The following is a 12,639-nucleotide window of genomic DNA, read 5'->3' on the forward strand; positions in this document are numbered from 1 at the left end:
CGGGACGGCAGCGCCGTCGCCACCGAACGGCTGGGGGCACACCCACGTCAGCGTTCCCGGGCGGACCGGCTGCCCGCCCGGACGGTGGTCAGGACAGGAGTTCCACCTCCGCGATCCGCGAACCCTCGGAGCCGCTGTCCGGGACCAGGCGGTAGTGCTGGTAGCTGCCCGGGTGCTGGACGGTGAAGGCGCGGGTCTGCTTGTCCCACGGGAAGGACTCGCCGGAACGCTTGTCCAGGTCACGCCACGTGGAGCCGTCGGCCGAGCCCTGGAGGGTCCAGCCGACCGGGGCCTTCGTGTGGTCGGACGAGGTGAGCGTGTACTGGATCGCCTTCGTCGGGGACTGGACCGGGAGTTCGGCCGAGGTGAAGGCGGCCTCGGTGGCCGAGGTGTTGTCGGTCAGCGGGCCCTGACCCGTCGTGAGGACGTCGGAACGGGGCGCGGCCACCTTGTCGTCCTGGGTGATCGAGGCCGGCGCGTCACCCTTGCCGGTGCCCCACCTCGACGGCTTCGCTCCCATGTCGAAGTCCAGGGTGCCGCCCTTGGCGATCACCTCGTGCGGCAGCGCCGTGGAGGCCCACTTCTTGCCGTTGACCCGCAGGCCCTGCACGTAGATGTTCTTCGTGCTGTTCTTCGGGGCGTTGATCACGAGCTTGTGACCGCCCTCCATGGTGAGGGTCACCTTCTTGAACAGCGGGGAACCCACCGCGTACTCGTCGCCGCCCATCACGAGCGGGTAGAAGCCGAGCGAGGAGAACAGGTACCAGGCCGACTGCTCGCCGTTGTCCTCGTCGCCGTGGTAGCCCTGGCCGATCGCGCTGCCCGTGTAGAGCCGGGAGAGGACCTCGCGGACCTTCTCCTGCGTCTTCCAGGGCTGCCCCGCCGCGTCGTACATGTACGTGGCGTGGTGGGCGACCTGGTTGCTGTGGCCGTACTGGCCCATCCGTACGTCCCTGGCCTCGGTCATCTCGTGGATGACCCCGCCGTAGGAGCCGGTGAACTCCGCCGTGGCGGTCTCGGGGGTCGAGAAGTACGTGTCCAGCTTCTTGGCCAGACCGTCCCGGCCGCCGTACAGGTTGGCCAGGCCCCGGGAGTCCTGCGGGGCGGTGAAGGCGTAACCCCAGCCGTTGGTCTCGGTGTAGTCGTAACCCCACACCCGCGGGTCGTACTTGTCGGCCGGGAGCCGGAACGTGCCCGCGGCGTCCCTGCCCTGGAAGAAGCCCGCCTTGTCGTCGAACATCTTGACGTAGTCCTGCGCACGGTTGAGGAAGTACGCGGACTCGTCCTTGTAGTGCGCTTCCTTCGTCTTCTTGTAGAGGGCGTCCGCCATCCGGCTGATGCCGTAGTCGTTGACGTATCCCTCCATCGCCCACGACATGCCCTCACCGGTGTCGGTGCTGGTGTAGCCGAGGAAGGGGGAGGTGTCCATGCCCTTGCGCCCGACCCCGGAGGAGGGCGGTACGACGGTCGCGTTCTTCAGGGCCGCCTTGTACGCCGACTCCACGTCGAAGTCCACGCCCTTGGTGTAGGCGTCCGCGAAGGCCACGTCCGAGGAGGTGCCGGTCATGAGGTCGGCGTAACCCGGCGAGGACCAGCGGGAGATCCAGCCGCCGTCCCGGTACTGCTGCACGAAGCCGTCGACCAGTTCGCCCGCCTTCTTCGGGGTGAACAGCGAGTACGCCGGCCACGTGGTCCGGTAGGTGTCCCAGAAACCGTTGTTGACGTACGGCTTTCCTTCGACCACCTTCGCGCCGGTGTGGGTGGGGGTGTCCTGCCCCGTCATCTTCGAGAAGGGGCTCGCGTACTGGTACTTGGGCTGCTTCTGCGTACCGGTGTTCTCGAAACCGGAGTTCGGGTACAGGTAGAGCCGGTACAGGCTGGAGTAGAGCGTGGTGAGCTGGTCCTGGCTCGCGCCCTCGACCTTGATCACGTTCATGATCTCGTCCCAGGACTTCTGCGCCTGTGACGTGACCGTGTCGAAGGAGCGGCCCGCCGGGATCTCCTGGGCCAGGTTGGCCTTCGCCTGGTCGACGCTGATCAGCGAGGTCGCCAGCCGCAGGGTGACCGTGCGGTCGCGGCCGGCGTCGAAGCCCAGGTAGCCCTTGACGCCCGAGGACTCGCCGGACTTCACCGGCGCGTCGAACTCGCCGTAGACGAACAGGCGGGTGGCGCCCGTCGACAGCCCGCTCTTGACGTCGGAGTAGCCGGTGAAGGTGCCCTTCTCCTTGTCGAGGCTCAGTCCGCCCTGCTCGGAGACGTTGTCGAAGACGACGGAGGCGTCGTCACCGGGGAAGCGGAACCGCATCATCGCCGCGTGGTCGGTCGGGGTGACCTCGGCCTTGAGCCCGTTCTCGAAGGTGACTCCGTACAGGTACGGCTTCGCGGTCTCGTTCTCGTGGCGGAAGGGGAGCGCCCGCTCGGTACGGCTGGTGGGCGGGGCGCCGGCGGCGGCCGAGGGCATGACCTGGAAGGTCTGCCGGTCGCCCATCCACGGGCTCGGTTCGTGGCTCGCGGCCAGGGCCTGCATGGTGGGCAGGTTGTCCGCGTTGTTGGAGCGCGCGTAGTCGTACAGCCAGCTCGTGGAGGCGGCGTTGGTCACCGGCGTCCAGAAGTTGAAGCCGTGCGGCACCGCGGCGGCCGGGAGGTCGTTGCCCCGGGAGAAGTCACCGCTGGAGTTGGTGCCCCGGGTGGTCAGCGCGTAGTCGGACAGGTGCGCCTTCGGCGCCTGGGGAGCCTTCTTGTCGAGGACGACGTCGTCGACCCAGCCGCGGAACTTCGCCTTGCCCTTCGGCGCGTCGTACGCCACCAGCACCCGGTCCACCGTCTTGCCGGCGGCGACCGCGCCGATCTGCGAGGAACGGTCGTTCCACTGGTTGACGTAGAGCGACTTGGAGTCGCCCTGGCCCCTGGGGCTGAGCCGGAACCCGTTCTGGTCCAGCGCGCCCAGATCGCTCAGGTACGTGCCGTCGGTGAAGGCGAGGTCCACCGAGACGTTCGTCGCCGGGTAGTTGAGGTCCGTCTCCGGCATCGAGGGGAACACGCGGTACGAGAGTTCGGTGTCCCGCTTCACCGCGACGTTCACGTCGAAGACCTTGTTGTACGCGTAACCCCGGCCGTCCGCCTGGTGGGTGCCCGCGTAGCGCAGGGCGTGCTTGCCGGTGAACCCGGCGCCCGCCTTGGCCGTCGGGGAGCCCGAGGGGCCCTTGTCGACCAGCGTCTGCATGTTCTTGGGGCCGGGCGCGTCCTCGCCCGTGGAGAGCTGCACGTCCGCGAGCTGGATCGCGTCGTCCGCGCCGTTGTTGGCGGTGAACTCCAGCCGGTAGTGGTCATAGGCGACCGCCGAGCCCGCGATGTCGTAGGTCTTCGTCTCGGCGCGCTTGGCGAAGGACTCGCCGGAACGCGTGTCGAGCGTCTTCCAGTCCTTGCCGTCGGTGGAGCCCTGAAGGGTCCAGTCCTTCGGGTCGCGCTCGTCGTGGTCGTTGGCCGAGACCAGTGCGTAGCGCGTGATCTTGGCCGGCGCGTCGAGGTCGAACTCCGTCCACGCGGTGGGCGTGAAGGCGAGCCACTTCGTGCCGGGAAGGCCGTCGACGAGATTCGCCGCGCCCTCCCCGCCGCCGGTGTTCTCCTCGCTGGCCCGTACATCGGTGACGTGGTCGCTGACATTGCCCGGGATGCCCGAGCTGTAGCTCCCGTCCACGCCCGAGGTGCGCGGGTGTCCGGCGGCATCCGTGTCGGCCGTGCTCAGCCAGTCCGGGGAGGGTTCCCCGTCCTCGAACGACGAACGGAAAGTGTCCGACGGACGGTGCGGGGCGGCGTTCGTGGCCGCCGTCGCGCCCTGGGCCGTGCCGGCCAGCAGAAGCAGGGCCGTCCCCAGGACGACCGCGGGAAAGCCTCGTCTGTGCCGAGACCGGTTCCGCATTGTGGCCTCCTCGTACTCCGGTCCTTGGCGGACCCTTGGACAACGTTGTCAGCAAGCTGTGCAACGTTCAGTAGGTGCCTGGGCGGGACCAAAGTTCAAGAGTCCGTACGGAGGGAGGAGAAGGTTGGCGGGAAAGTGACGGGTGGGACGCGGGCGAATGCGGCCGTAAGGGGCGGGCGGGCGCAGCTGATGCGCCCCGTGCCCGGGCCGCGCATGGTGGTGAGTACGGCCGGTATGCCCGGGTACGCGGACAGGCCCGGACCCGTGCGTCCGCCCGGGCGCCGAGACGGTGTGCGGAGCGGGAGTGCGCAGGCGACCAGCGAGTACGGAAGACAGGTGATCACCCCATGAAGGCACTGGTGTACCGAGGCCCCAAGGACGTGGCGGTCGAAGAGGTTCCCGACGCCGCGATCGAGCGGCCGACGGACGTCGTCGTCCGGATCACGTCCACCAACATCTGCGGGTCCGACCTGCACATGTACGAGGGCCGCACGACGATGGAGACCGGCCGCGTCCTCGGGCACGAGAACCTGGGCGAGGTCGTGGAGGTGGGCGACGGCGTCGACCGGATCACGGTGGGCGACCGGGTCTGCCTGCCCTTCAACGTGGGGTGCGGCTTCTGCGAGAACTGCGAGCGCGGCTTCACCGGCTTCTGTCTCTCGGTCGACTCGGACACCCCGGGCGGCGCCTACGGCTTCGCGGAGATGGGCAGTTACGCCGGCGGGCAGGCCGAGTACCTGCGGGTGCCCTGGGCGGACTTCAACTGTCTCGTGCTGCCCGAGGACGCGGCCGAGAAGGAGAACGACTACGTCATGCTCGCGGACATCTTCCCGACCGGGTACCACGCCACCGAACTCGCCGGTGTCTCGCCCGGCGAGTCCGTCGTGGTCTACGGCGGCGGCCCGGTCGGGCTGATGGCCGCGTACTCCGCGCGGCTGCGCGGCGCGAGCCAGGTCCTCCTGGTGGACCGGCACCCGGACCGGCTCAAACTCGCCGAGGAGGCCGGGGCGACCCCGGTCGACGACAGCAAGGGCGATCACGTCGAGCGCATCCTCGACCTGACCGGTGGGGGAGCGGACCGGGGTTGCGAGTGCGTCGGCTACCAGGCCCACGACCCGCAGGGCAACGAGAAGCCCGAGGCCACCATGAACGACCTGGTGGCCTCGGTGCGCGCCACCGGCGGGATCGGCGTGGTCGGCGTGTTCCTGCCGCAGGACGACGCCGCGCCCACCGAACTGACGCGACAGGGAAAACTGCCGTTCGACTTCGGCCAGTTCTGGTTCAAGGGACAGCGCATCGGCACCGGACAGGCCAACGTCAAGGCGTATAACCGCCGGCTGGGGAAGCTGATCCACCAGGGGCGGGCCACGCCCTCGTTCATCGTGTCCCACGAGCTGCCGCTCGACGAGGCGGCCACCGCGTACCGCTCCTTCGACGACCGGCTCGACGGCTGGACCAAGGTGATCCTCAAGCCCTGAGCGCTCTCTCGTCGCCTCCTCAGTCCCCGGGGCGGACGGGCGTCGCCAGATCCTGAAGGAAGGCACCGAACCCGTGCGGGGCCCTGGGGTCGGTGCGGCCCGAGGTGAGCACCGGACAGCGGTCGGTGCGCAGGACGCGCGCACCGTCCCGCTCCAGGGCCCGCACGAGAGCGCGGTCCTCGCTGTGCTCCAGCGCGGGGAAACCTCCCGCGCGGGCGTACGCCTGAGCGCACACACCGAAGTTGGCGCCGTGCACGTGCGGATGGGACCAGGAGGCGGCGCCCGGCGCACGGTCCGCGTAGTACAGCGAACGGTGCCGCTCGACCACCTCGGGCGGAAGCTGCGGGCAGGCCTCCAGCCGTACCGTGCCCAGCACGCACTCCCAGCCCTCCGCCGCCCGCTGCCACTGGTGCGCGAGCCAGTCGGGCGGGACGAGGCTGTCGGCGTCGGTCGTCGCGATCCACACCGTGCGGGCCGCGATCCCCAGCCGCAGCAGCCCGTGCCGTACGGCGGCGCCGCGCGCCGCGCCCACGTTCCGGTGCGCCACCTCCACGACCCCGGCGCCGTACGAAAGGGCGACCTGCGCGGTGGTGTCCGTGCAGGCGTCGGCGGCGACCACGGTGAGCACCCGCACTCCGGCGCGCAGAAGGGCGGGGTGGCGCGCCGCCGCCCGCAGGGCGCGCAGGGCCCCGGGGAGTCGTTCGGCCTCGTCGTGCGCCGGGACGGCGACGAGGAGCGCGGTGCGGTGTGCGGCAGGCGGGGCACCGCACCGCGGTCCGGTGTCTGTCACACCAGCCCTTCCGCCGCGGCGGTGGACGGGGCCTCGCCGCCGTCCGCGAGCCTTCTGCGGAAGGTGCGCAGGACGAAATCCGGGTCGTCCAGGCGCAGTTGGGGGCTCATCCCCTCCAGGGCGTCCAGGAACGGGTCCAGCTCCCGGCCGGTGCGTACGTGGTCGGGCACCGGGTGGTCCCAGTGCACGGTGAGCAGCGTGCCGCCCGGCTCCAGCGAGTGTGCCGCCCGGTCGAGGACGGTGCGCAGCGTGGCGTCGTCGAAGTAGTAGAGCAACTCGGACAGCACGATCAGGTCGAAGCCTCCCCCGGGCCAGTCGTCCGGCAGGACCAGGTGCCGGAACGCGACGTGCGGCAGGTCGCGGTTGCGTGCCCGCGCGGCGTCCACGGCGGAGGCGACCCGGTCGGCCGCGAGGAGTTCCTGGCAGCGCCCCGCGAGCAGCCCCGTCAACACGCCCACGGAGCAGCCCGGTTCGAAGGCCCGGCGGAAGCGCTGGTGCGGCAGCGCGCCGAGGGTCAGGGCGTACTTGCGCTGCTCGTACCAGCGGCCCGCGAGATTCCAGGGGTCCTCGGTGCCCGCGTACATGGAGGTGAAGTAGTCCGGGGGCGTCGCGGAAGGTGCGGTCACGAGAAGATCACCTCGAAGGGCCGTATGTGGTGGGCGAGTTCCTCGGGCGGGAGGATCACGGTGTCCTCTCCGGGGCCGAGCGGGGCGGTCTGGGTGACGAAGTGGCCCAGGGCCCGGCGTTTGCGCTCCAGGGCGCCGGCGCCGAGCGGCAACCGGCCGGCCGAGGCCCAGGGCACCCGGGGGTCGCCGGGCCCCGCCCAGTGCCACAGCCAGATGGGATAGTGCCGGCACAGGGCGCCGGTCCGGCGCGCGGCCCGGGTCGCCGCGCGGCCCGCCGCCTCGTGGTCGGCGTGCAGATCACCGTCCCAGGGGGCCAGGCACACCGCGGCGCCCGTCGTGCGCAGCAGTCCGGCGAGGACGTCGGTGAGCCGGTTCTCGTGAGCCGCGACGGCCGTGTCGGGGATGCCGAGACGGTGCACCCGGCCGAGGTCGAGGCCGAGGGCGTCGAGAGCCCCGTCGAGTTCCCCGGCCCGGCGTTCGGCGAGCGCCCGCGGCGTGAGATGGACACTCCCGGGGTGCGAGCCCTCCCCGTCGGTCGCGGTCACGAGGTGCACCTCGGTCCCCGCGTCGGCGAGAGCCGCGAGGGTGCCGCCCAGGCCCAGCACCTCGTCGTCGGGATGCGCGGAGACGACGACCACCGGGCCCGGCGGCAACTCGACGGCGGGCAGCGCGGCGAGGCCCGCCCACTCCGCCCAGCGGGCCTCGGGGGTGCCGGGCGCGTCGATGGACCGTGCCGCCGCCGACCGGCCGGGGTCCGTGGTGGTCACGCGTCCCCCTTCGCCGGTCCGCCGACGGAGGAACCGGCCGGCACGATCCGTCCTTCAGTGCCGCCGGACAGGGAGCGGTCCTGGCCCGGGCCGTCCTGTGCCCGGACCGCGTCGTCCTCGGCGAGCAGGGTGCCCAGCGCGGCCAGATCGCGTTCGCCGTGGTGCTGACGGATGTAGACGGTCAGGTCGGCGACCTTGCGGGCGTGCCCGGGGTCGTGGCACAACGGTCCCGCGCCCGTCGCGCGCCCCACCCGGTCGAGGACCTCGGAGCACACCCGCTCGGCCAGCGCCCGCACCCGCAGCCCCCGCACCCGGGCCCCGCCGAGCAGGTCGAGCGGGTCGTGGTCGATCGCGTCGGCCGCCTCGTCGAGCACCGTGAGCGCCGCGTGCAGCGCCGTGTCGCAGGCCCCCAGGTGCGCCGCGAGGAAGGGGCTCGTCCGCGTGCGGGCGGCCTCGTGCAGGGTGTCCGCGACCGCGAGCGCCCCGCCGATCCAGCAGGCGGCCACTCCGACGCCGCCGTGCTCGAAGCCCGGCCGCTCCAGATAGGCGTCGACCCCGCCGACCGCCCGGGCCGCGACGGCGGTGAAGCGGACGTCCGGGGTGTCGCTGCCCGCCATGCCCAGGGCCTGCCACGTGCCCTCCACGGGCCGGTAGCCGGGGTGGTCGGTGGGCACGACGAAGAGCCGGTGGCCCTCGCCGGTGTCGGCGGTCACCAGAGCATGCGTGCAGGAGTGCGCCCCGGAGCAGTACGGCTTGACCCCGTCCAGCAGCCAGGACGTGCCCGCGCGCCGCGCGCTCAGCCCGGGGCCGGGAGGCTGCGCCGCCCACACGCCCCAGCGCTCCCCGGGGCCGGGCGGCGCGGCTCCCAGTTCCTGGAGGATCGCCGCGGCGTCCACGTGTCCCTCGGCGAGCCGGGTCAGGGACAGGTCCGTCCTGCCCAGGCCGACCAGAGCCCGGAACCGGTCCCGGGTGCGGCCGCCGCCCGGCAGCGGCAGCGTGGCGTCCCCGGAGGCGGCCCAGCGCGCGAACCGGTCCGCGGCCGCCTCCCGCAGCGTGGTGGAGTCGGGGACCGGGGGCGGATTCTGAGCGGTGGGGGACATCGACCTGTGCCTTTCGCGCGGCGCGTACCCGCCCCTGGGGACGGGATCCGGCTCTGTGGCTGCTTCTCGTATTTTGTGGGCTGCGGCAGGGGCCCGCATTTCTGTCGTCCTCGCCCCCTCTCCCTGACGAACGCCACTTCGAAGGGGGCTGGGGTTGGGTGCCCGGGGCGGCGCGCCGTAAACGGGCCGCGCCACGGCGGGTGACTCCGCCGGCGCACCCGGCTAGCGGCCCGGGCCGTTGTGCCGTCCAGTGGAGTGGGGCGCGGTGGGCCACTCGCGGGTGTGCAAGCCCGCCCCGCCGGGGTACCCGACCCGCGTGGCGGGGAGCCCCCGCCAGGAGGAACGTGGAAGCCGTAGGAGAAGAGGTGGAGCATGCCTGCAGGTGCGAGCCCGAAGCGGGAGCGGCAGTACGAGCACATCAAGGACAGCGCCGAGAAGCGCGGTACGTCCGAGGGGCGGGCGGAGGAGATCGCCGCGCGCACCGTCAACAAGGAACGGGCCCGCTCCGGCGAGTCGAAATCCGCGAGCAAGGTCTCGACGAGGGACCCCAAGTCCGCCCCGGAACGCGGCGGCGAACGCTCGCACAGCGGCGCGCAGGGCCCCACCCGCGACCAGCTCTACGAGGAGGCCAGGAAGAAGAACGTCAAGGGCCGCTCCTCGATGAACAAGCAGGAGCTGCGCAAGGCCGTGGGCCGCTGACCCGCGCGGCAGCGCCCCAGCGCCGCACGAGGCGGCACCTCGTACAGAACCGAAGCACGAAGGAGAGACACCATGGCCGGCGCAGATCTCAGCGGGCACCGCGTCCTTGCCCTCGTCACCAACTACGGCGTGGAGCAGGACGAACTCGTCGTCCCGGTCGAGCACCTCAGGAAGGCCGGCGCGCAGGTCACCGTCGCGGCCGTGAAGGACGAGCCGGTCCGCACACTGGTCAGCGACGAGGACCCCGGCACCACCGTGCGGCCTGACACCACGATCACCGACGTCGACGCGGCCGCCTACGAACTGCTGTTGATCCCGGGCGGCACCCTGAACGCCGACTCCCTGCGCCTCGACCAGGACGCGCTCGGCGTGGTCCGGTCCTTCGCCTCGGCGGGGCGGCCGATCGCGGCGATCTGCCACGGCCCCTGGGCCCTCGTGGAGGCGGGCCTCGTGGAGGGCAAGACCCTCACCTCGTACCCCTCGCTGCGCACCGACATCCGCAACGCCGGGGCGAAGGACTGGGTGGACCGCTCCGTGGTCACCGACACGGCCGGCGGGTACACCCTCGTGACCTCCCGCAATCCGGGCGACCTGGACGACTTCCTCGGCGAGGTCGACAAGGCGCTGCTGGGCTGAGAGCGCTCCGTCCAGCCCGCTCGTCTTTGCTCCGGAGTCCGCGTGAGCCCCTCATCGCCTCCCGGTACGGACCGGCGGGCGATGAGGGGCTCACGCGGTGGGCGCTCGCGGTCCGACGCGCCCCGGGGGCGCTTCAGCCCTCCTCCGTCGCGGCACGGTGCTCGCGCATGAGGCGCAGGACCTCCTCGTCGCCGACCTGGTCGAAGTCGTCGTACCACAGGCCGACCGCGCGGAAGTCCGACGGCTGGTGCAGGCACACGAGGTCGTCGGCCTCCCCGCTCATCTCCTCCGCCGTCCCGGCGGCGCAGACGGGGACGGCGGAGGACCAGCCGGGCGGGCCGCAGCCGCCGCAGGTGACGCAGGGCGGCCCGCGCGGTGACCCCGGTGGCGAGCCCGTCGTCGACCAGGAGCACGGTCCGCCCCTCGACGGGAGGTGCCGGCCGGTCGCCCCGGTACAACAGTTCGCGACGACGCAGTTCCGTGCGTTCGCTCTCCACCTGCGGCCCGAGCCGGTCCTCGCTCAGGCCGAGTCCCTGTGTCATGCGCCGGTCGTACAGCGGCGGGTCCTCGCCGACGATCGCGCCGACGCCGGTCTCCGGCTGCCCGGGGACCCCGATCTTCCGGACCACCAGGAGGTCGAGCGGCACCCCGAGCACCGCGGTCACCTCGGCGGCGACGGGGACACCCCCTCGGGGCAGCGCGAGGACGACGGGGTCGACCAGGGAAGCACCGGCCGACCATTCGCTCAGCCGGACGGCGAGCCTCCGGCCCGCGTCGCGGCGGTCGTGGAAGCGCATCAGCCTGCACCTGCTTTCCTCCGGGGACGGGCGGACATTGTCCCCGGCAGATCGAGGGCTCTTGGTCAGGCGCACTGCGTCCGGCTCGGTGAGGGCCCCGCCGTGCCGCCCGATGCGCCGTATGCCACGACCGGCGCGTGTTCACGAGGGAATGCCGGTTTCCGTAGCGCGAGGTTCCCTGATCGGCAACACCTGGAGCATTGACAACCATTCAATCAAGCCTAGCCTGAATGGAATTATTTATCCGGGTGTGCAGGCAGCGCCCGGACGCCCCCTGGTCCGAGGAGTCCGCCATGTCAGCTCCCCAGCCGTCCGCAAGCGACGACGGCCTGGTCGAACGCCGTTCCATCGAGGTCGTCCCCGACCGTGAGCGGCACGGCACACCCTTCAGCCAGTTCACCCTCTGGTTCGGCGCCAACCTCCAGATCACCGCCGTCGTGACCGGCGCGCTCGCCGTCGTCCTCGGCGCCGACGCCTTCTGGTCACTCATCGCGCTGCTGCTCGGCAACCTGCTCGGCGGCGCCGTCATGGCCCTGCACTCGGCGCAGGGTCCCCGCCTCGGACTGCCGCAGATGATCTCCAGCCGGGCCCAGTTCGGCGTCTACGGGGCCATCGTGCCGCTCGTGTGCGTCGTCGTCATGTACGTCGGGTTCTTCGCGAGCGGCACGGTCCTGGCCGGACAGGCGGTCGGTCACCTCACCCACCTCGGCGACACCACCGGCATCCTCGTCTTCGCCGTGGTCACGGCCGTCATGGCGGTCATCGGCTACCGGGTCATCCACCGCCTGGGCCGGGTCGCGGGGGTGGTGTGCGCGCTGGCCTTCGTCTACCTCGGCATCCGCCTCCTGCGCCGCGTCTCCCTGGGCGACCTCGCCGACCACTCCTTCCACCTGCCCGCCTTCCTGCTCGCCGTCTCCCTCGCCGCCTCCTGGCAACTCGCCTTCGGGCCCTACGTCGCCGACTACTCGCGCTACCTCCCGCGCGACACCTCCCCGCGCACCACGTTCTGGGCGACGCTGGCCGGCACCGTCCTCGGCTCCCAGTGGTCCATGGCCTTCGGCGCGCTCGCCGCGGCCGCCTCCGCCGGCGCCATCGTCGGCGACGAGGTCGGCTACGTCGTGGGCCTCGGCGGCGGCGGACTGATCGCCTCGGTGCTCTACTTCGTGATCGCGCTCGGCAAACTCACCATCAACGTGCTCAACACCTACGGCGGCTTCATGTCCCTGCTGACCGGAGTGAGCGGCTTCCGCGCGCAGCGCGGCCTCAGCCGGCGCGGGCGGGCGGGCTACGTGCTGGGCATCATGCTGGCCGGAACCGTCGTCGCCCTGCTGGGCCGGGGCGACTTCCTGGACTCCTTCTCCACGTTCCTGCTCTTCCTGCTCATCTTCTTCACGCCGTGGAGCGCCATCAACCTCGTCGACTACTACTTCGTCGCCAAGGAGCGCTACGACCTCCCGGCGCTGTCCGACCCGGCCGGCCGCTACGGCACCTGGCGGTGGCGGGCCATCCTCACCTATGTCCTCGGCATCCTCGCCCAACTCCCGTTCAGCGCGACGGAGTTCTACACCGGCCCGCTGGTCGGGCGGCTCGGCGGAGCGGACATCTCCTGGATCGTGGGCCTCGTGATCCCCGCCGCCCTCTACGCCGTACTGGCACGCGGCGACCGCGCCCGGGTGCCCGACCACATGATCTGGGGCCAGGAGGAGCCGGGCATCCCCGCCCCGACGCCGCCGCAGCCGAGCGGAGTCTCGGCGGCCGGCTGACCACGGGACTCGACGGCCGACCGGCCAAGGGAGGAGGCTCGTGCCCCTGGTTAGGGTGGTACGG

The 12,639-nt window shown here is 71.8% G+C and carries 9 protein-coding genes and 1 pseudogene; 4 read left to right on the plus strand and 6 right to left on the minus strand.

Annotation, left to right across the window (positions count from 1 at the left end):
* Positions 1 to 88: 88 nt before the first annotated feature.
* Complete coding sequence (locus tag AB0J21_RS21420; RefSeq protein WP_363147649.1) at positions 89 to 3,919, minus strand: GH92 family glycosyl hydrolase; 3,831 nt, start codon at positions 3,917 to 3,919, stop codon at positions 89 to 91.
* Between the two features lie 347 nt (positions 3,920 to 4,266).
* Between AB0J21_RS21420 and AB0J21_RS21425 the strand changes: the two genes are divergently transcribed.
* Positions 4,267 to 5,397: a glutathione-independent formaldehyde dehydrogenase gene (locus tag AB0J21_RS21425; protein WP_363147650.1), complete on the plus strand. Its 1,131-nt coding sequence runs from the start codon at positions 4,267 to 4,269 to the stop codon at positions 5,395 to 5,397.
* A gap of 19 nt (positions 5,398 to 5,416) precedes the next feature.
* Here the strand turns inward: AB0J21_RS21425 and AB0J21_RS21430 are convergent, their stop codons facing one another.
* Genes AB0J21_RS21430 through AB0J21_RS21445 form a run of 4 tightly spaced genes read right to left on the minus strand, consistent with a single transcriptional unit; the run spans position 5,417 to position 8,680 of the window.
* Positions 5,417 to 6,187 (minus strand): glycosyltransferase, encoded by a 771-nt coding sequence (locus AB0J21_RS21430; protein WP_363147651.1) that lies wholly within the window; start codon positions 6,185 to 6,187, stop codon positions 5,417 to 5,419.
* Complete coding sequence (locus AB0J21_RS21435) at positions 6,184 to 6,771, minus strand: SAM-dependent methyltransferase (RefSeq protein ID WP_363147938.1); 588 nt, start codon at positions 6,769 to 6,771, stop codon at positions 6,184 to 6,186. Before AB0J21_RS21435 ends, AB0J21_RS21430 begins: the two co-directional genes overlap by 4 nt.
* Positions 6,772 to 6,809: 38 nt before the next feature.
* Entirely contained in the window at positions 6,810 to 7,580 is a 771-nt protein-coding gene (locus AB0J21_RS21440; protein WP_363147652.1) for a PIG-L family deacetylase, read from the minus strand.
* Positions 7,577 to 8,680: an acyl-CoA dehydrogenase family protein gene (locus tag AB0J21_RS21445; protein WP_363147653.1), complete on the minus strand. Its 1,104-nt coding sequence runs from the start codon at positions 8,678 to 8,680 to the stop codon at positions 7,577 to 7,579. Before AB0J21_RS21445 ends, AB0J21_RS21440 begins: the two co-directional genes overlap by 4 nt.
* A 372-nt stretch (positions 8,681 to 9,052) precedes the next feature.
* Here AB0J21_RS21445 and AB0J21_RS21450 point away from each other — a divergent pair, with 372 nt between their 5' ends.
* Positions 9,053 to 9,379, plus strand: coding sequence for a plasmid stabilization protein (locus AB0J21_RS21450; protein ID WP_363147654.1), 327 nt, complete (start codon positions 9,053 to 9,055; stop codon positions 9,377 to 9,379).
* Positions 9,380 to 9,451: 72 nt separating this feature from the next.
* Entirely contained in the window at positions 9,452 to 10,015 is a 564-nt protein-coding gene (locus AB0J21_RS21455; protein WP_363147655.1) for a type 1 glutamine amidotransferase domain-containing protein, read from the plus strand.
* Between the two features lie 133 nt (positions 10,016 to 10,148).
* Here the strand turns inward: AB0J21_RS21455 and AB0J21_RS21460 are convergent.
* A pseudogene (locus AB0J21_RS21460) lies at positions 10,149 to 10,812 on the minus strand (phosphoribosyltransferase family protein).
* Positions 10,813 to 11,105: 293 nt separating this feature from the next.
* Between AB0J21_RS21460 and AB0J21_RS21465 the strand changes: the two are divergent.
* Positions 11,106 to 12,575 (plus strand): cytosine permease, encoded by a 1,470-nt coding sequence (locus tag AB0J21_RS21465; RefSeq protein WP_363147656.1) that lies wholly within the window; start codon positions 11,106 to 11,108, stop codon positions 12,573 to 12,575.
* The last annotated feature ends 64 nt before the right edge of the window (positions 12,576 to 12,639 follow it).

This window comes from Streptomyces sp. NPDC049954 (genome assembly GCF_040656295.1).
Lineage (GTDB): Bacteria > Actinomycetota > Actinomycetes > Streptomycetales > Streptomycetaceae > Streptomyces.